This is a genomic window from Pedococcus ginsenosidimutans, assembly GCF_039544395.1.
Classification (GTDB): Bacteria; Actinomycetota; Actinomycetes; order Actinomycetales; family Dermatophilaceae; genus Pedococcus; species Pedococcus ginsenosidimutans.
Genome location: NZ_BAABLO010000013.1, coordinates 130,392 through 147,828, shown reverse-complemented (window position 1 = coordinate 147,828; position 17,437 = coordinate 130,392). Strand labels below are relative to the sequence as shown.

16 protein-coding genes are annotated in these 17,437 nt (G+C 72.6%); 4 read left to right on the top strand and 12 right to left on the bottom strand.

All coding sequences use genetic code 11. The features are described from left to right. Nucleotides 1-273: 273 nt before the first annotated feature. The 8 genes from ABEA42_RS17600 to ABEA42_RS17565 form a co-directional block, all read right to left on the bottom strand. Complete coding sequence (locus tag ABEA42_RS17600; protein ID WP_345505182.1) at nucleotides 274-1,431, bottom strand: acyltransferase family protein; 1,158 nt, start codon at nucleotides 1,429-1,431, stop codon at nucleotides 274-276. Next, on the bottom strand, nucleotides 1,407-1,976 hold the full coding sequence (locus ABEA42_RS17595) for a GNAT family N-acetyltransferase (RefSeq protein ID WP_345505181.1): 570 nt from the start codon (nucleotides 1,974-1,976) through the stop codon (nucleotides 1,407-1,409). Before ABEA42_RS17595 ends, ABEA42_RS17600 begins: the two co-directional genes overlap by 25 nt. A 14-nt stretch (nucleotides 1,977-1,990) precedes the next feature. Beyond that, on the bottom strand, nucleotides 1,991-3,385 hold the full coding sequence (gene lpdA, locus ABEA42_RS17590; RefSeq protein WP_345505180.1) for a dihydrolipoyl dehydrogenase: 1,395 nt from the start codon (nucleotides 3,383-3,385) through the stop codon (nucleotides 1,991-1,993). Nucleotides 3,386-3,447: 62 nt separating this feature from the next. Continuing rightward, nucleotides 3,448-5,493: a penicillin-binding protein 2 gene (mrdA, locus tag ABEA42_RS17585; protein ID WP_345505179.1), complete on the bottom strand. Its 2,046-nt coding sequence runs from the start codon at nucleotides 5,491-5,493 to the stop codon at nucleotides 3,448-3,450. A 38-nt stretch (nucleotides 5,494-5,531) separates the two neighbouring features. After that, entirely contained in the window at nucleotides 5,532-6,020 is a 489-nt protein-coding gene (locus ABEA42_RS17580) for a hypothetical protein (RefSeq protein WP_345505178.1), read from the bottom strand. Continuing rightward, on the bottom strand, nucleotides 6,017-6,850 hold the full coding sequence (mreC, locus tag ABEA42_RS17575) for a rod shape-determining protein MreC (RefSeq protein WP_345505177.1): 834 nt from the start codon (nucleotides 6,848-6,850) through the stop codon (nucleotides 6,017-6,019). Before mreC ends, ABEA42_RS17580 begins: the two co-directional genes overlap by 4 nt. A 3-nt stretch (nucleotides 6,851-6,853) precedes the next feature. Next, nucleotides 6,854-7,897, bottom strand: a complete 1,044-nt coding sequence (mreB, locus tag ABEA42_RS17570) for a rod shape-determining protein (protein WP_425572114.1) — start codon at nucleotides 7,895-7,897, stop codon at nucleotides 6,854-6,856. 50 nt (nucleotides 7,898-7,947) lie between these two features. Next, the gene (locus tag ABEA42_RS17565) at nucleotides 7,948-9,207 is read right to left on the bottom strand and encodes an MFS transporter (RefSeq protein ID WP_345505175.1); all 1,260 of its coding nucleotides are present in this window, start codon (nucleotides 9,205-9,207) and stop codon (nucleotides 7,948-7,950) included. A gap of 68 nt (nucleotides 9,208-9,275) precedes the next feature. Here ABEA42_RS17565 and ABEA42_RS17560 point away from each other — a divergent pair, with 68 nt between their 5' ends. Further along, nucleotides 9,276-9,797: a MarR family winged helix-turn-helix transcriptional regulator gene (locus ABEA42_RS17560; RefSeq protein ID WP_345505174.1), complete on the top strand. Its 522-nt coding sequence runs from the start codon at nucleotides 9,276-9,278 to the stop codon at nucleotides 9,795-9,797. A gap of 34 nt (nucleotides 9,798-9,831) precedes the next feature. On the opposite strand, the gene ndk is transcribed toward ABEA42_RS17560, so the two are convergent. Continuing rightward, complete coding sequence (ndk, locus tag ABEA42_RS17555; protein WP_345505173.1) at nucleotides 9,832-10,260, bottom strand: nucleoside-diphosphate kinase; 429 nt, start codon at nucleotides 10,258-10,260, stop codon at nucleotides 9,832-9,834. Between the two features lie 44 nt (nucleotides 10,261-10,304). Here ndk and ABEA42_RS17550 point away from each other — a divergent pair, with 44 nt between their 5' ends. Then, nucleotides 10,305-10,997, top strand: a complete 693-nt coding sequence (locus ABEA42_RS17550) for a DUF998 domain-containing protein (RefSeq protein WP_345505172.1) — start codon at nucleotides 10,305-10,307, stop codon at nucleotides 10,995-10,997. Here ABEA42_RS17550 and ABEA42_RS17545 read toward each other — a convergent pair. Beyond that, the gene (locus tag ABEA42_RS17545; RefSeq protein ID WP_345505171.1) at nucleotides 10,903-11,295 is read right to left on the bottom strand and encodes a DUF4233 domain-containing protein; all 393 of its coding nucleotides are present in this window, start codon (nucleotides 11,293-11,295) and stop codon (nucleotides 10,903-10,905) included. The two genes, ABEA42_RS17550 and ABEA42_RS17545, sit on opposite strands and share 95 nt — an antisense overlap. A 175-nt stretch (nucleotides 11,296-11,470) precedes the next feature. Here ABEA42_RS17545 and ABEA42_RS17540 point away from each other — a divergent pair, with 175 nt between their 5' ends. Continuing rightward, nucleotides 11,471-11,602, top strand: coding sequence for a hypothetical protein (locus ABEA42_RS17540; RefSeq protein WP_345505170.1), 132 nt, complete (start codon nucleotides 11,471-11,473; stop codon nucleotides 11,600-11,602). 150 nt (nucleotides 11,603-11,752) lie between these two features. Here the strand turns inward: ABEA42_RS17540 and ABEA42_RS17535 are convergent, their stop codons facing one another. Next, nucleotides 11,753-13,138, bottom strand: coding sequence for a bifunctional folylpolyglutamate synthase/dihydrofolate synthase (locus ABEA42_RS17535; protein WP_345505169.1), 1,386 nt, complete (start codon nucleotides 13,136-13,138; stop codon nucleotides 11,753-11,755). 66 nt (nucleotides 13,139-13,204) lie between these two features. Between ABEA42_RS17535 and ABEA42_RS17530 the strand changes: the two genes are divergently transcribed. Further along, entirely contained in the window at nucleotides 13,205-13,534 is a 330-nt protein-coding gene (locus tag ABEA42_RS17530) for an ArsR/SmtB family transcription factor (protein ID WP_345505168.1), read from the top strand. Nucleotides 13,535-13,686: 152 nt separating this feature from the next. On the opposite strand, the gene ileS is transcribed toward ABEA42_RS17530, so the two are convergent. Continuing rightward, nucleotides 13,687-17,004 carry an isoleucine--tRNA ligase gene (gene ileS, locus ABEA42_RS17525; RefSeq protein ID WP_345505353.1) on the bottom strand — a complete coding sequence of 1,106 codons (3,318 nt, stop codon included), beginning with the start codon at nucleotides 17,002-17,004 and terminating at the stop codon, nucleotides 13,687-13,689. Between the last annotated feature and the right edge of the window lie 433 nt (nucleotides 17,005-17,437).

Below are 17,437 nucleotides of genomic sequence, written 5' to 3'. Positions count from 1 at the left end.
GCCTTCTCCAGAAGCCCTCGGGGACCACGATCGCGCCAGGGTCTGACAGCGCGGCTCCAGTGACCCCGCCACTGCCCGCCCCTGGTGCGGCGGACGGCGCCAAGGGGTGGTGAGCCGGACCTACGTCACTGGGCACGGAACGCGCTCAGTGACGTAGGTCCGCGGTTACCGCCCGGTTGCTCGGGACGCGGGTCGCGTCCGTCCAGCTTGCCCGTCGGCGGCCACCACGGACGGGGTGCCGCGAGCAGTTCCGCACCCAGCCCGGCTGTGTGGTCAGGTGCGGGCGTAGAGGCGGCGGCGGGCCGGGCGCTCGACGGCCACGTGCAGCAGCCACGCCGCGGCGCCCAGGGCGGCGATGACGGCGAGCAGCGCGAGGGCGGCCGACCACCAGGCGTCGTCGCCCCACTGCCGCAGGCCGCGCACGACCGGCTGGAGCAGGTAGTGCGTCATGTACAGGCAGTAGGAGGCCTCCCCCGCCGCCACCATCCACGTGGTGGAGAGCCAGCGCGCCGTCCAGCCGGAGGACGCCGCCAGGGCCGCGACCGACACCCCGAGCACGGGCGCCATCCAGTAGTCGCCCGACGAGGCGCCGGGCACGAGCGCGACGACGAGCAGCCCGAGCGGGAGCAACGGCAGCAGCCGGCGCAGCGAGCGGCCGCCCCGTACCCAGGCCAGGCAGAGGAACGCGCCGCCGAGGAACTCCCCGAGGATGCGGACGAAGAACAGGTGCTCCAGGTTGCCGTTGGGCAGGGCGAACAGGGCATAGGTACCGAGCATCGCGGCGTACGCGAGCGCCGCGAGCGGGAGGAACGTCCGCGCCCGTCGGACCCTGCCGACGGCCAGGAACAGCAGCGGCGACAACAGATAGGCGAACCACTCGGAGCTGATCGACCAGGCGGGGCCGTTGAAGCTGGGCCGGTCGTTCCACCAGTTGTGCACCATGAACAGGTTCTGGACGTAGGCCTCCCCCGTGCGCCGGTGACCGCCCTCACCGACGCCGAGGGCGCCGGCCGCGACGGCCATCGCCAGGTCGACGTGGAGCGTGATGACGTGCACGGGCCACACTCGCGCGAACCGGTTCTGCACGAAAGCCCGCGTCCTGCGCCAGGAGAACGAGCGGAGCACGTCGGCGTAGTTGTACGCGAGCACGAAGCCGCTGAGGGGGAAGAAGAGGTCGACGCCGAGGTACCCGGCGGCGAGGAGCCGGTCGAACGGCGCCAGCCAGGGGGCGAGCGCCTCGAGGTCGGTCCGGTAGTGGAAGAGCACCACCCACAGCGCGGCGAGCGCCCGCAGGCCGGTGAGGGCCGGGAGAGGAGGCCTGCGGCGAGCTGCCGGCGGGCGGGCCGGGGCCCGGTCGGCCGCGGCGACCGGCTCGACTCCGGCCTCGACCTCCGGGGCGCCCGGGCTCAGGACTGCCCTCCCGCGGGCCACTCGTCGGCGAGCAGGGCGTAGACGGCGAGGTCTGTCCACCGCTCCTTGAACCAGGACGCCTTGACGAAGACCGCCTCCCGCCGCATGCCCAGGCGTTCGCAGACGCGCGCGGACGCGGTGTTCTCGGGTTCGAGCTGGGCCCAGACGCGGTGCACGCCCACCTCGCGGAACGCCGCCTCGGTGATCGCGCGGGCCGCCTCGGTGGCATACCCCTGTCCCGCGACGTCGGGGGCGAACACCCAGCCGATCTCCGCCTGCCGTTCGTCCTTGCCGTCGAGCCCCTCGAGCAGGATGAGCACGTCGCCGATGACCCGGCCGTCGAGCTCGACCGCGAGGGTCAGGTTCGGCGAGGTCAGTTCGATGCGCCCGGCGGTCGCCCGTTCCGCGACCAGGTCGGCGACCTGCTCGCGGGTCTTGGGCTCACCCGGGATGTAGCGGACCACCGACGCCACCGACCGGTAGGCGAAGACGTCGTCCTCGTCGCCGGGGCGGAAGCTGCGCAGGGTCAGCCGCTCGGTCGTGATGGGCAGGCTGACGCGGGGCACGGGACCGGACTCGCTCAGAGGTTGATCATGTGGCCGGCGATGCCCTCGACGGCCTCCTTGACCGCCTCGGACAGCGTCGGGTGGGCGAACACGTTGCGCGCCACCTCGTCGGCCGTGAGATCCCACTTCTGGGCCAGGGTCAGCGCGGGCAGCAGCTCGGTGACGTCGGGGCCGATGAGGTGGGCGCCGATGATCTCGTTGTGCGTGGCGTCGGCCACGACCTTCACGAAGCCGACGGCGTCGCCGAGCCCCATCGCCTTGCCGTTGGCCGAGAACGGGAACTTGGCGACCTTGACGTCGTAGCCCTTGTCCTTGGCCTGTGCCTCGGTGTAGCCGAACGAGGCAATCTGCGGCTGGCAGTAGGTGGCCCGCGGGATGAAGTCGTACTCGACCGGCATGGTCTCGGCGCCGGCCATCGTCTCGGCGGCGACGACGCCCTGGGCCTCGGCGGTGTGGGCCAGCATGAGCTTGCCGGTCACGTCACCGATCGCGTAGACGTTCTCGACGTTCGTGCGGCAGTGGTCGTCGATGACGACGGCACCGCGCTCGGTGGCGACCCCGATGTTCTCCAGGCCGTAGCCCTCGAGGCGCGGCGCGAAGCCGATCGCCTGCAGGACCTTGTCGGTCTCGATGACCTTCGACTCGCCGCCGGCGGCCGGCGACACCGTCACCTTGACCTTCTCGCCGCTGTCGTCGATCGACTCGACCTTCGTCGAGAGCATCACCGTGATGCCGAGCTTCTTGTAGTGCTTGAGCAGCTCCTTGGAGACCTCGGCGTCCTCGGTCGGCACCATGCGGTCGAGGAACTCGACGATCGTCACGTCCACGCCGAAGTTCTTCATCACGTAGGCGAACTCGACGCCGATGGCGCCCGAGCCGGCGATGACGATGGAGCCCGGCAGCTGGTCGGTGAGGATCTGCTCCTCGTAGGTCACGACGCGGTCGGACAGCGTCGTGCCGGGGATCAGGCGCGTCGTCGCACCGGTCGCGATGATGAGCTTGTCGAAGGTGATCGACTGCTTCTCACCGGAGTTCAGCGCCACGTCCATCGACGTGGGGCTGGTCAGGGTGCCCCACCCGTCGATCTCGGTGATCTTGTTCTTCTTCATGAGGAAGTGGACGCCCTTAACGATGCCGGACGACACCGAGCGCGAGCGGGCGTGCGTGACGCCGTAGGACATCGTGGCGTCGCCCTCGATGCCGAACTTGTCCTTCTCGTGCTGGAGGATGTGCGACAGCTCGGCGTTGCGCAGCAGCGCCTTGGACGGGATGCACCCGACGTTGAGGCAGACACCGCCCCAGTACTTGGACTCGACCACCGCGGCCCTGAGGCCGAGCTGCGAGGCGCGGATCGCCGCGACGTACCCACCAGGACCAGCACCGAGAACAACGACGTCGAAGTCAGCCATGGTGGCAGCCTACTGAGTGCCCCGACGGGGTCTCACCTCGGCCGGGACGAGCGGGGATCCGCCTACGGGGACGGCAGGGTACGGAGCACGTCGTGGATCTCCCGTGCGGCAGGGGCCGCGGTGGTGGCCCCGGTCCCGCCCTGGGCGACGACGACGGCGACGGCGTACCGCGGCCGGTTCGCCGGGGCGTAGGAGACGAACCACGAGGTGTCCTGCGCACCGAACACCTCCGCCGTGCCGGTCTTGCCGGCGACCGGCCACTGGCGCAGCGGGAACCCGCGGAACGCCTCCTTCGCGGTGCCCTCCTCCACGACCCCCTGCAGGGCGTCGTGGAGGAACGCCAGCGTCCCGGCGGGCAGCTGCACACGGCTCGTCAACGGCGCCGGCAGCGGCTGGAGCCGTCCCCCGGGAGCCTCGAAACCCGCGGCGACGCGAGGGGTGACCAGGGTGCCCCCGTTCGCGATCGCGGCGTACACACGCGCCATCTGCAGCGGCGTGACGGTCGTGTCGCCCTGGCCGATGGCGAAGTTGGCCGCGTCCCCGGCGCGGAACTGGAAGCCGGTCCGGCAGTTCTCCACCGCCAGCTGCTCGAGGTAGGCCGCGCGGCCCGGGTCCTTGGTCGCGACCTCCGGGTAGCCGGACCGGGCCCGTGCGCAGGTGTCCGCCCTGGTCGCCTCCCACGTCCGCAGCTTCCACGCCCGGTCGGGGATCCGGCCGGCCTGCTCGTCGGGCAGGTCCACCCCCGTGCGGCTGCCGAGCCCGAAACCGGTGGCCGCCGCGACGAACGGGTCGGCCGCGTCGGTCCGCGCCGACAGCCCACCCTGGGCCAGCCACGACCGGTAGGCGAAGTCGTAGAAGATCGTGTCGCAGGACACGACGATGCCCTTGCGCAGGCTGATGGGCCCGTAGGCACGGGACTCGAAGTTGGCGAAGCGCCGCGTGCCGATCGTGTAGCTCGAGCTGCAGTCGTAGGTGCCGCGCAGCGAGTTCCCGGCGGCCACGGCCGCGGGGAGGCTGACGACCTTGAAGGTCGAGGCGGGCGGGTAGGCGCCTGCCGTCACGCGGGACACCAGGGGCGTCCCGGCGGCGGCGTCGGTGAGGCCGGCGAGGTCGCGGGTGGAGATGCCGCCCGTCCACACCCGGGGGTCGTACGCCGGGTAGCTTGCTGCCGCGACGACCGCGCCGGTGCGCACGTCGAGGACCACCGCGGCGCCGGAGTCGGCGGCGAGCCCGCGCCGGTGCGCGGCGGCCGCCGCGTCGCGCAGGGCCCGCTCGGCACCTGCCTGGACCCGGGCGTCGAGGTTCGTCACCAGGTCGCTCCCGGGGACGGCGGGGGTGCTCGAGACCACCGAGGTCGCGACGCCACGCGGGTCCACGGCCACGGTCTCGCGGCCGGGCACCCCCCGCAGCTGGGCGTCGTACTGCTCCTCCAGGCCGGCGCGTCCCACCAGGTCGAGGTCGCCGACCAGGCCGCCGGAGCGGGCCACCTCCTCGGCGTCGGAGCGCCCGAGGTAGCCGAGGACGTGCGCCGCGTTGACCGACGCCACCGCCGGGTAGTCGCGCACGGGCAGAGCAACGACGGCCACGCCCGGGAACAGGTCGGGACGCTCGAGCAGGCCCAGGGCCAGCCGGGGGTCGGCGCCGGTGACGAGCGGCACGGGGACGTAGGCCGACCCGCCCCAGCACACCGGCGCGGCCGGGGCACCGGGGGTGCCGCAGAGCTGGGTGCGACCCCAGAGCTGGGCGACGGGCAGGTGCAGGGCCGCTGCCACGCGGGCCACGAGCGCGTGCCCGCCGTCCGGGGCGTCGGCCAGCACCTTGCGCGAGACGGTCACGACGGTCTCGGTCGTGTTGTCCACGAGCGGGGTGCCGTGGCGGTCGAGGATCCTGCCGCGGACGGCGGCCTCGACCACCGTCCGGGTGTTCACGGTCGTGGCGGCCCGGGCGTAGTCCTCGTGGTCACCGACCTGGACCTGGCCGAGCCTGCCGAGCAGGGTGCCCATGAGGCTGAGGGCGACCAGCCCGAACACCCAGACCCGGGCCAGGTGCTGGTCGGGGCGCCGGAGGGTCCCGCCCACGGCCAGTGCGGGGGGCTGTGGGCGGACCACCCGCGCACGCCTGCGCCCCACCCACGGGCGACGCACCCTCACGCCGGCCGCCCCGCGGCGAGGCGGCGCTCGGCCCTGACGAGCACGGGCACGACGAGTGCGCACAGGGTGGTGGTCAGCACGAACGAACCTGCCACGGTCGGCAGCGACACCGGCGCGCCCGTGGCCACCGCCACCGCGACCCGGCACGCGGCGAGCACGGCCGAGGCGGCGCCACCGACCGCTGCGACCCAGCCCCACGGGACCACCCCCTCACGGCGTCCCGCGCCGGCGAGCAGCCCGCACGCGGCATACGCCAGCGCCCCGGTGCCGAGCACGGCCGCACCGGGAGGGACGAGGTCGACCACCCAGCCGGCGGCGAGCCCGAGGAGCAGGCCGCCGCCGGTGCCTGAGCGCAGGGCCCCGGCCACGACGACCGGCAGCACCAGGTCCGGCAGCAGCACCGACGTCCGCGAGCCGAGGGTGGCGAGGGCCAGGGCGGCCACGAGGACGAGCACCGCGCGCAGCAGGGCGGCCGGCGCGCTCACCCGGCGGCCCCGGTCGCAGGGGTACGGGGCGTGGTGCGGGGCGACCCGACGAGGACGCCCACGACGTCGAGGGCTGCCAGGTCCGCTGCCGGGGTGACGGAGGCGCCCGGCACGAGCTGGGCCGGGTCGGTGTCGACGCCGGCCACGGTCCCCACCCGCAGCCCGCGTGGGAACGGACCGCCGTCGAGGCCACCGAGCGTGGTCACGGCGTCCCCACGCGTGAGGCGACCACGCTGGACGGCGCTGAGGTCGAGCTGGCCGGCCGGGCGCCGACGGCTGCCCTGGGCGCCGCTGCCGACCGACCCGAGGACGCCGGACGGCGACACCCTGACCGACACGGTGAGGTCGGCGGCACCGAGCAGCAGCACGTCGGCCGTCCACGGCGACACCGAGACGACGCGTCCCACGAGCCCGTCCGCGTCGACCACGGCGACGTCGGCGCGCACGCCGTCCCGCGAGCCGGCGTCGATGGTGACCCGCTCCGGTCCCCCGGCACCGACCCGTCCGACGGCCACGACCCGTGCCGCGACGAACCGGCGGCTCCGGGTCTCCGGCGCCGCGAGCAGCCGGGCGTACGCCGCGGCCTCCAGGCCGTGCGCGCGGTCGAGGTCGGCGTCGGTGGCGGTCCTGACCGAGTCCCGGGCAGCTGCCGACGGCCCGGAGCCCGTGCCGCGTGACACGAGCCGTTCCAGCGGGCCGAGGACGGCGCCTCCGGCGGCACGTACCGCGCCGGGGCCGGGCGCTCCGGCCAGGTCGAGGCCGGCGGCGACCACGGTGAGCGCGACCAGGGCTGTCGCGAAGCGGCGCGGTCGGGTGTCGGGTCGGGGCATGGGTCAGAGACGGCGCGAGTCGACGAGCACGCGCTCGAGGGTCCCGAACTCCTCAACGCACCGCCCGGAACCCCGCACCACCGCGCGCAAGGGGTCGTCGGCGACGCGGACGGGCACCCCGAGCTCGTGCCGCAGCCGCTCGTCGAGGCCGGTCAGCAGGGCTCCCCCGCCGGTGAGGGTGACCCCGCGGTCGAGGACGTCGCCGGCGAGCTCGGGCGGACAGACGTCCAGGGTGGCCCGCACCAGCTCCACGACCTGCAGCAGGGGACCCTCGATGGCCCGGCGCACCTCGCTGCTCGTGACCGTCACGGTCTTGGGCAGTCCGGTCACGAGGTCCCGCCCGCGGACGCGGGTGCTGGTCTCCTCGCGCAGTGGGAACGCCGACCCGACCGCGACCTTGATGTCCTCGGCGCTGCGCTCGCCCAGCAGCAGGGAGTACTCGCTCTTGACGTGGGCGATGATCGCCTCGTCGATCTCGTCGCCGCCCACGCGCAGGGAGCGCGAGGTGACGATGCCGCCGAGGCTGATGACGGCCACGTCCGTGGTGCCGCCCCCGATGTCGACGACCATGGAGGCCGCCGTGTCGTTCACCGGCAGGTCGGCGCCGATCGCAGCAGCCATGGGCTCCTCGATGACGTAGACGCGGCGGGCACCGGCCCGCACGGCGGCGTCCTCGAGGGCACGCCGCTCCACCCCGGTGACCTCACTGGGTACGCACACCACCATCCGGGGACGGAACAGCCGCGACGGGCGCACCTGGTCGACGAAGTAGCGGAGCATGCGCTCGGTGACGTCGGCGTCGCTGATGACCCCGTCCTTGAGCGGGCGGACCGCCCGGACGTGGCCGGGCGTGCGCCCGAGCATCTCCTTGGCGCGCGTGCCGGCGGCCAGCAGGGACGACGTGCCGGCCTCCACGGCGACGACCGACGGCTCGTCCAGGACGACACCGCGGCCGCGCTCGTAGATGAGGGTGTTGGCGGTCCCGAGGTCGATCGCGAGGTCCCTGCCCAGCGACGTCCAGCTCCTCGTCGTGCCCACGGCCGCGATGCTACGCGGGGCGCACGGAGCCGCCCGGTCGCCGCGCCGGTGGGGTGCCGTCAGGCGACGAGCTGGGCGGTCTCCACCGGGCGAGGGGCAGCCGCCGGGGCCTTGAGGACCGCCCGCAGCCGCCAGGCCCCGAACACGGCGAGCAGGCTGATGGCCACGTGGACGCCGATGAACAGGCCGCCCAGGCCCGCACCCAGGATGACGCCTGCCACCAGCGGCCCCACGGCGGAGAACCCGGTCTGCAGGGCGGTGAACATCCCCAGGGTGGTGCCGACCAGGCCCGACGGCGCCAGGCTGGCCGTGAGCGGGTTGAGCACGGGTGCGTACATCGTCTCGCCGACGGCGAAGATGCCGAAGGTCGTCACGAAGAGCACGGCGGACAGCTCGGGGGCCAGCGAGGCCGCGGCCAGCACGAGCCACGAGAGCGTCCAGATGGCCCCGACGCCCATGAGCAGGGCCGCGCCACTGCGACGCGCGGTGAGGCGCACGACGAGCATCTGCAGGGCGATGATGACGACGCAGTTGACGGCGGCAGCCAGGCCGATCGTCGTCTCCTCGACGTGCAGCACGGTGAGGGCGTAGGCCGGCAGGCCGGACTCGAACTGGGCGTAGAAACCGAGCGCGAGGGTCACGGTGACCAGGGCCGTCCAGCGCAGCGCCGGGATCGACCAGACAGCGCGCAGGGCCTCGCGCGGACCCGCCGTACGCGTGGTGTCGCGGACCAGCTCGGAGTCCTTGCCCATGCCCGGCTCGCGGCCCCAGCGCGCCAGCCCGGCGACGACGAGCAGGGCACCGGACAGGAGGAACCCGGCCGCGGCGGTGACGAAGGCCGGCCACATGCCGTCGTGGCTGTCGAGGTCGACGACGTACCCGGCGGCGAACGCGCCCACGGCCATGCCCAGGGCCTGGCCGGTGAACTGCCAGGCGAAGACGCGGCGGCGGTCCTTGCCGCCGACCCAGCGCAGCACCAGCACCGACTGGGCAGGACCCGCGGCGGTGATGCCGAGGCCGAATACGAACATCCCGACGAGGAACGCCGTCGGGCTGTCGGCCCAGACCAGCGAGGCCGCACCCGCTGCGGCGACGACCTTGGACGCGACCGCGACGAGCACGGGCGACAGGCGGTCGGCGAGCCGGCCGCCGATCGGCGCTGCCAGCAGGGCGCCCACGGAGAACAGGCTGGACGCCGCGGCGGCGACGAGGGAGCCCCAGCCGCGCGTGGTGGCGGCGTAGGCGTACTGGTAGGGCAGGACGGTGCCCCAGCCGAGCATGGCCACGGCGGAGGCGAGGATCAACAGACGGGTGCGCATTGCTTGGTCAACAGTTCTTCGAGTTCAAATATTTCGATTTCGAAAGACTAGCATGCGAGGATGACGCCATGGCAGCGAGGAAGCGGCAGGCCCGCACGGTCCGGGAGCAGTACCAGGACGCGGTGGCCAGCTACGTGGCGGCAGGCGGCGACGAGTCGGTGCAGCGCGTCATCACGGCGGTCAACTCACTGAGCCACAAGCTCGACCAGTGGTACACGCGCCAGCTGGCCGACCTCGACCTCTCCCACGGCGAGTGGTCGGTCATCGCCTTCCTCGCGACGTCCGAGGGCGCCCCGGTCACCCCGACGCAGCTCGCGGACGCCGGCAACGTGGCGGCCTCGTCGATGACGCACCGGCTGGACAAGATGACCGAGCGCGGGCTGGTCCGCCGCTCCCCCGACCCCGCCAACCGCACCCGGGTCCTGGTCGAGCTGACGAGGCAGGGGTGGGAGCTGTTCGAGGCGGCGGTGCGCGAGGCCAACGTCGTGGAGTCGGACGTGCTCGCGGGGCTCAAGCGCGAGGAGCGCGACCAGCTGGCCGCGCTCCTCGAGGTGGTGATCAGCGGCCTCGACGACGTCGAGACCGGCTAGGACCCGCGGACGGTGGGCGCCGCGGGCCGGGACGTCAGAGGCCGGGGAACCAGATCGCGATCTCGCGGGCGGCCGACTCCGGGGAGTCGGAGCCGTGCACGATGTTCTCCTGCACCTTCTTGCCCCAGTCGCGGCCGAGGTCGCCACGGATCGTGCCCGGCAGCGCCGCCGTCGGGTCGGTTGCGCCGGCGAGGGCTCGGAAGCCCTCGATGCAGCGGTTGCCCTCGATGACGATCGCCGTCACCGGGCCGCTCGACATGAACTCCACCAGCGGCTCGTAGAAGGGCTTGCCCTCGTGCTCGGCGTAGTGCTCCGCGAGCTGCTCGCGGGTGGGGGTCGTCACCGCGAGCGCGGCGAGGGTGTAGCCCTTCGCCTCGATGCGGCGCAGGACCTCGCCGGAGAGGCCGCGGGCGAAACCGTCGGGCTTGACCAGGACCAGGGAACGTTCGATCTGCGTCGTCACGCGCGTCAGCCTACCCAGCCGCAGGCACCCGCTAGCGTCGCGGTGTGCGAGGGACGGGTGGGCGCGGGCGGGCGGTCCCGTATGCCGCATGGCTGGCCCAGCCGGGCTACCTCGCCGCCGAGGTCCTGCTCGCCTTCCTGGCCGGCGTCCGCTACTCCCTGGCCGACGACACGATCAGCGCCCTCGGCACCGGCTGCAGCTCCCCCGCGGCATCCGGCTGCTCGTCGGCGCCGTGGGCCATGAACGTCGTCTTCGTGGCGTTCGGCGCCCTCCAGGCGCTCGGTGCCACACCCCTCCTGCGCACGGGCACCCCGCGGGAACGGGTGGTCGGCTGGCTCTGGGTGGTCGCCGGGACCTTCTCGGTCGGCGTCGGCCTGGCGCCGGTCGACGCCCACCCGACGCTGCACTCCGTGGTGGCGCTGCCGGTCTTCGTGGCCCAGCCGCTCGCCCTGCTCCTGCACGCGCGGTGGCTCGCTACGGGGCGGATCCGGGTGGTCGGGACCGCGCTCGGGGTGGCGGCGGTCCTCGGGGCCGTGACGTTCGCCGTCCTGCTCGGCGCGGACCACTGGTCCGGCGCCGCCGAGCGGCTCGCCATCTGGCCGGCCAAGCTGTGGCTGCCGCTGGCCGCCCCACTCGAGGCGCTCAGGTCGCGGCGGCTTCCCGCTCCCGCCGGGCCTGCTCCCGCTCGACCCGGTGGCAGACCACCAGCGAACCCACCCACAGCACCAGAAAGATGAACCCGACGACGACCATCGCGGGGACCACGAACCCGGCGGCGAAGGTGGCGGCCTGGATGAGCCAGCCCAGGGTCACGCCCCACGGCCTGCGCATGAGCCCGGCGGCGAGGAAGCACAGCACCGCCAGCCCGACCCCGACCCAGAGCCACGCGCTCCCGGTCGCATCGCCCCGTGCGTCGGCGATCCCCCGGGCGACCAGCGCCCCGAGGAACACCACGATCCCCTGCCCCGCCAGCACCGTGGCCAGCATGCGCCAGGTGAACTTGCCGAGGCTGCCGTAGAGGACGACTCCCTTCACCGGCGGTTCCGTCCGTTGTCCCGGAACTTGGTCAGCAGCCAGAACGCGACGGCGACCAGGGCCACCAGCAGGACCAGCTTGGCGAGAGGGGTCATGGGACGAGGGTATTCGGTGCCGACGGGCGTAGTGTCAGTGCACGGAGCCACTCAGGCTTCCTAGCGCTGGGAGCACAGCCATGGCCGACAAGTCACCCCGACAACACCTGGCCAAGAAGGCGAGCAAGTCCATCAAGGAGAAGCGCGCCGAGAAGCACGCGAAGGCCGACGCCAAGAACCACAGCGACGTGGGGTCGATCGGCAAGAAGTAGCCGACCCCCGGGGTGGGCTCCTCACGGCGCCCGCCCCGGACCACCCCGCGTACGCCGCACCGGACCGCGTACGCCGCGCCGGACCGCGTACGCCGCGCCGGACCGCGTACGCCGCCCCGGACCGCCTGCGCCGCCCCGGGACGCCGCGCCTCAGACCGCGGTGCTGCCCAGCAGCATGCGCACCTCGGCCGCCGTGGTCACCGAGCCGGTGGCCACGACCCCGCCGCTCATGCCGCCCTCGTCGGCCAGCCCGGCGGCGACGTCGAGGGCGTCCGGCAGGTCCTGGACGACGGTGACCCGGTCGTCGCCGAAGATGTCGCGGGCGAGCTCGCCGAGGTCGTCCGGGCGCATGGCCCGCGGTGAGGTGGTGCGCGAGACCACGACGTGGTCGAAGACCGGCTCGAACGCCTCGAGCATCTCCGTGGCGTCCTTGTCCTTCAGGATGGCCACGACACCGACGACCTTCGCGAAGGTGAAGGAGTCCTCCAGCGCCTGCCGCAGCGCCAGCGCGCCGGCCGGGTTGTGGGCAGAGTCCACGATGACCGTGGGCGAGCGGCGCACGATCTCGAGGCGGCCGGGCGAGGCAGCGCGCGCCAGCCCGGCCCGGACGATGTCGGGGTCGAGCCGCTGCTCCCCACCGCCGAGGAAGGCCTCGACCGCGGTGAGTGCCAGCGTGGCGTTGTGGGCCTGGTGCGCGCCGTGCAGCGGCAGGAACAGGTCCTCGTAGTCACCACCCAGGCCGCGCACCGAGATCTGCTGCCCGCCCACCGCCACCTCGCGGCTCAGCAGCCCGAAGTCGTTGCCCTCGAACGTCATCCGCGCGCCGACCTCCTGCCCGCGCTCGACGAGCACCTGGGTGACGTCGGGCTCCTGCGTCCCGATGACGGCCACCGCGTCGGTCTTGATGATCCCCGACTTCTCGGTGGCGATGTCGACGACGTCGTTGCCGAGGAAGTGCTGGTGGTCGAGCGAGATCGGCGTGACCACGGCGACCGAGCCGTCGGCGACGTTGGTCGCGTCCCAGCTCCCGCCCAGGCCCACCTCCACGATGGCGACGTCGACGGGGGCGTCGGCGAACGCGGCATAGGCCACGGCCACGAGCACCTCGAAGTAGGTCATGCGCGGGCCGCCCTCGGCGAGCGAGCGCGCGTCCACCATCTCCACGAAGGGCAGCACCTCCTCGTAGGCGGCGAGGAACTTCTCGGCGCTGATCGGCTCCCCCGCCAGCGCGATCCGCTCCCGGACGCTGTGCAGGTGGGGTGAGGTGAAGCGCCCGGTCCGCAGGCCCATCTCGGTGAGCAGCGTGTCGATGATGCGGGTCGTCGACGTCTTGCCGTTGGTGCCGGTGAGGTGGATGACCGGGTAGGTGCGCTGAGGGTCGCCGAGCAGCTCCATCACCGCGGCGATCCGGTCGAGGCTCGGCTGGAGGTCGTGCTCGGGTGCGCGGGCGAGGATCGCCTCCTCCACCTCGCGCATGCCCTTGACGAGCTCGAGCTTGCGGGCGGCTTCTCGCTGGGTGGCATCGGGGGCAGGCATGCGCCCATCATCCCTGCGGCGACCACTCGTTGACATGTGACCAAATAGTCACCTAACGTCGACGGGGTGCAGGACGACCTCGTGTTCAAGGCCCTGGCGGACCCAACCCGGCGCCTGCTGCTCGACACCCTCCGGGAGCGGGGCGGGCGCACCCTCGGCGAGCTCGAGGAGGTCGTGGTCGAGCACACGCCGATGACGCGGTTCGGGGTCAGCAAGCACCTTCGCCTGCTCGAGGAGGCCGACCTCGTCGTGACCGTGCGCCGCGGCAGGGAGAAGCTCCACCACCTCAATGCGGTCCCCATCCAGCAGGTCCACGCCCGGTGGACCGCCAAGTACACCGAGGACCGGCTCACGACGGTCGTCACCCCCGAGCACGAGCCCGAGGGGCAGGCCTGAGCCCTCCGCCCACCGCGCCCCACCGCGCTGGGCGGTCTTTGCGGGATCCGGCGGGCCTGGACCCGCCGGATCCCTCAAAGACCCCGGTGCCGCGCGACGGCTGGGTACGGCGCGGAGCCGGTCGCCCGGCCGCCGCGCCGTACCGCTGCGCGTCAGCCCAGCTTCATCACCTTGATGCGCACGGGCTCACCGTCGCCGACGGTCGCCTGGGCGACGTCCGCCCGCTCGGGCAGCGCCTCCAGCTGCGGCGCGCTGCCGAACTGGGTGGCGAGCGTCTCCTCGACGATCAGCGACTGGTGGGCGACCGTGGCCTCCCACACCGCCTGGCTGCCCGTGACCGTCAGCGAGATGCGGTCGGTGACCTCGAGCCCCGCGTCGCGGCGAGCCTGCTGCACGGCGCGGACGACGTCCCGGGCCAGGCCCTCCTGGGCGAGCTCGGGCGTCACCTCTGTGTCGAGCACGACGAACCCGCCACCGGGCAGCATCGCCGTGGCCTGCGACCCGCCCTGGGCGCCGGCGTCGACCACCGTCTCGAGGGTGTACTCGCCCTCGACGAGGGCGAGCCCGCCGGAGGTGACGGTGCCGTCCTCGGCCACCGACCAGTCGCCGGACTTGCTGCCCTTGATGGCCTGCTGCACGTCGCGTCCCAGTCGGGGGCCGGCAGCGCGGGCGTTGACCGTGAGCCGCTGCGTGATGCCGAAGTCGGACTGGCTGGCCTCGCTGATGTCGCGCAGCGTCACCGTGCGGACGTTGACCTCGTCGGCGACGATCGCGCCGAAGTCCTTCAGGGACAACGCATCCGGGACGACGACCGTGAGGTCGGCCAGCGGCAGACGGGTCCGCAGGCCACTGGCCTTGCGCAGTGAGGACGCCACGGAGCAGACCTCGCGCGCACGGTCCATGCCTGCGACGAGGGCCTCGTCGTGCGGCAGGTCGGTGGCGTCCGGCCAGTCGGTGAGGTGGACCGAGCGCCCACCGGTCAGGCCGCGCCAGATCTCCTCCGTGGTCAGCGGCAGCAGCGGTGCGGCGACCCGGCAGACCACCTCGAGGGCGGTGTAGAGGGTGTCGAAGGCCTGCTCGGCCCCCGATCCCCCGCCAGTGCCCGTCCCCGCGCCGGCGCCGGTGTCCCAGAACCGCTCGCGGGAACGGCGGACGTACCAGTTGGTGACGACGTCGAGGAACCCACGCGTCGTCTCGCAGGCGTTGGCCACCTCGTAGCCGTCGAGCTGGTCCTGCATCGTCTGCACGTACTGGCCGAGCTTGGCCAGCAGGTAGCGGTCGAGCGGGTCGGTGGAGGCCGTCGACCACTTCGCCTCGTAGCCCGCACCACCGTTGAAGGCGTTGGCGTACAACGAGAAGAAGTACCAGGTGTTCCACAGCGGGATGAGCACCTGGCGCACCCCGTCACGGATCCCCTGCTCCGTGACGACGAGGTTGCCGCCGCGCAGGATCGGGCTGCTCATGAGGAACCAGCGCATGGCGTCGGCCCCGTCACGGTCGAACACCTCGCGCACGTCGGGGTAGTTGCGCAGCGACTTGCTCATCTTCTGGCCGTCGGAGCCCAGGACGATGCCGTGGCTCACGCACGACGAGAACGCCGGGCGGTCGAACAGCGCGGTCGCGAGGATGTGCAGCGTGTAGAACCAGCCACGCGTCTGGCCGATGTACTCGACGATGAAGTCGCCCGGGAAGTGGTGCTCGAACCAGTCGGCGTTCTCGAACGGGTAGTGCACCTGCGCGAACGACATGGAGCCGGAGTCGAACCACACGTCCAGGACGTCCTCGACCCGGCGCATGGTCGACTGCCCGGACGGGTCGTCCGGGTTGGGCCGAGTCAGCTCGTCGATGAACGGCCGGTGCAGGTCCTTCACCTCGACACCGAAGTCGCGCTCGAGCTCCTCGAACGACCCGTACACGTCGACGCGCGGGAACTCGGGGTTGTCGGACTTCCAGACGGGGATCGGGCTGCCCCAGAAGCGGTTTCGCGAGATCGACCAGTCGCGGGCGTTCTCCAGCCACTTGCCGAACTGGCCGTGCTTGACGTGCTCGGGCACCCAGGTGATCTGCTCGTTGAGCTCGAGCATGCGCGCCTTGATCTTGGTGACCTCGACGAACCAGCTCGAGACCGCCATGTAGATCAGCGGCTGCCGGCAGCGCCAGCAGTGCGGGTAGGAGTGGTCGTAGGTCTCGCGGCGCAGCAGCACCGTGCCCTCGGTCACCGCACCCGTCTCCCCCTCACCGCGCGTGCGGTTGCGGAGGTGCTCGATGACCATCGGGTTGGCGTCGAAGACCTGCACGCCCTCGTAGTCGGTGACCGGGTAGGTGAAGCAGCCGTCCGGGCCGACCGGGATCACCGGCTCGATACCGGCCGCGTCGGTGACGAGCTTGTCCTCCTCACCGAAGGCGCCGGCGGTGTGGACCAGCCCGGTGCCGTCCTCGGTCGTGACGAACTCTGCCGGGAAGACGCGGTGCGCCTTGTCGTGGCCGAGGTAGTAGTCGAAGGGCGGCGTGAACGAGCGGCCGACGAGGTCGCTGCCCTTGAGCCGCTCGACGACCCTCGACTGCGGATCCTTCTCGTCCGGCCCGAACAGGTCCTTGGCGTAGGCCGCGAGCCGCGCCTCACCGATGACGTAGCGCTGCGTCGTGCCGGTGACGTCGGACTCCACCACGACGTAGTCGATGTCGGGCCCGACCATGATCCCCAGGTTCGCCGGCAGGGTCCATGGCGTGGTCGTCCAGACCAGGGCCAGCTCGCCCGTCTCCAGACGCAGGCCCACGGTCACCGCAGGGTCCTGGCGGTTCTGGTAGACGTCGTCGTCCATCCTCAGCTCGTGGTTGGACAGCGGCGTCTGGTCGTTCCAGCAGTAGGGCAGCACGCGGAAGCCCTCGTAGACCAGGCCCTTGTCGTGCAGCTGCTTGAACGCCCAGATGACCGACTCCATGTAGTCGGGCTCGAGCGTCTTGTAGTCGTGGTCGAAGTCGACCCAGCGCGCCTGACGGGTGACGTAGTCGCGCCACTCGTCGGTGTACTTGAGCACCGAGCTGCGGCAGGCCGCGTTGAACTTCTCGATGCCCAGCTCGAGGATCTCGTCCTTGGTCTTGATGCCGAGCTGGCTCATCGCCTCGAGCTCGGCGGGCAGCCCGTGGGTGTCCCAGCCGAACCGGCGCTCGACCCGGCGGCCGCGCATCGTCTGGTAGCGCGGGATGAGGTCCTTGACGTAGCCGGTGAGCAGGTGGCCGTAGTGGGGCAGACCGTTGGCGAACGGAGGCCCGTCGTAGAAGACGAACTCGTTGTCGCCGTCCTCGCCGGCCGAGCGGTTCTCCACCGACGCGATGAAGGTGCCGTCCTCGTCCCAGTACCTGAGGATGCGCTCCTCGATCTCGGGGAACCTCGGGGAGGCGGTCACGCCCTGTGCGGGGGTGGCGGCGTCGCTGCCTGGGGTGGCGCTGGAGACCTTGGGGTAGGCCATGGTGTCGGCGGTCCTCACGTCGTTCGTGCTGCTTCGCACGAGGACGACGGCGCCGGGCTGTCCCGGCGACACCGCGGTGCCACCTCGCTTGCCGCAGTCGCGTGCCGGGGGCACGCGGCGTACGACCGCTCTTGCCGAAGGCGATGACGGGCCCACCCGTCCGGTTCTAGTGGGGACCGTCGCGCGCGGCGGTCCTGTTCTTCCGGAGGCTCACCGGTGATGGCCGGGTCGACGCCTGTGGGGCCAGTCTAGCGGGCCGTGGGCGAGGTCACGCGCGAGCAGGCGGTGGGCCGCGCGGGCAGGTGTAGGGTGAGCCCGTTGCCTTCGGGTGACACCACGACGCGCCATCAGGGGAAGCCGGTCCAAGTCCGGCGCTGACCCGCAACCGTAGGCCACCCGCGAGGGTGGCGAGCCGGAATGCCTGGAGCGCGGA

What these genes read in the sequence shown, in the direction of transcription:
- lpdA (WP_345505180.1), bottom strand. Translation starts at nt 3,385, where the DNA reads ATGGCTGACTTCGACGTCGTTGTTCTCGGTGCTGGTCCTGGTGGGTAC.
- mreC (WP_345505177.1), bottom strand. Translation starts at nt 6,850, where the DNA reads ATGCCCCGACCCGACACCCGACCGCGCCGCTTCGCGACAGCCCTGGTC.
- ABEA42_RS17565 (WP_345505175.1), bottom strand. Translation starts at nt 9,207, where the DNA reads ATGCGCACCCGTCTGTTGATCCTCGCCTCCGCCGTGGCCATGCTCGGC.
- ABEA42_RS17560 (WP_345505174.1), top strand. Translation starts at nt 9,276, where the DNA reads ATGGCAGCGAGGAAGCGGCAGGCCCGCACGGTCCGGGAGCAGTACCAG.
- ABEA42_RS17540 (WP_345505170.1), top strand. Translation starts at nt 11,471, where the DNA reads ATGGCCGACAAGTCACCCCGACAACACCTGGCCAAGAAGGCGAGCAAG.
- ABEA42_RS17535 (WP_345505169.1), bottom strand. Translation starts at nt 13,138, where the DNA reads ATGCCTGCCCCCGATGCCACCCAGCGAGAAGCCGCCCGCAAGCTCGAG.
- ileS (WP_345505353.1), bottom strand. Translation starts at nt 17,004, where the DNA reads ATGGCCTACCCCAAGGTCTCCAGCGCCACCCCAGGCAGCGACGCCGCC.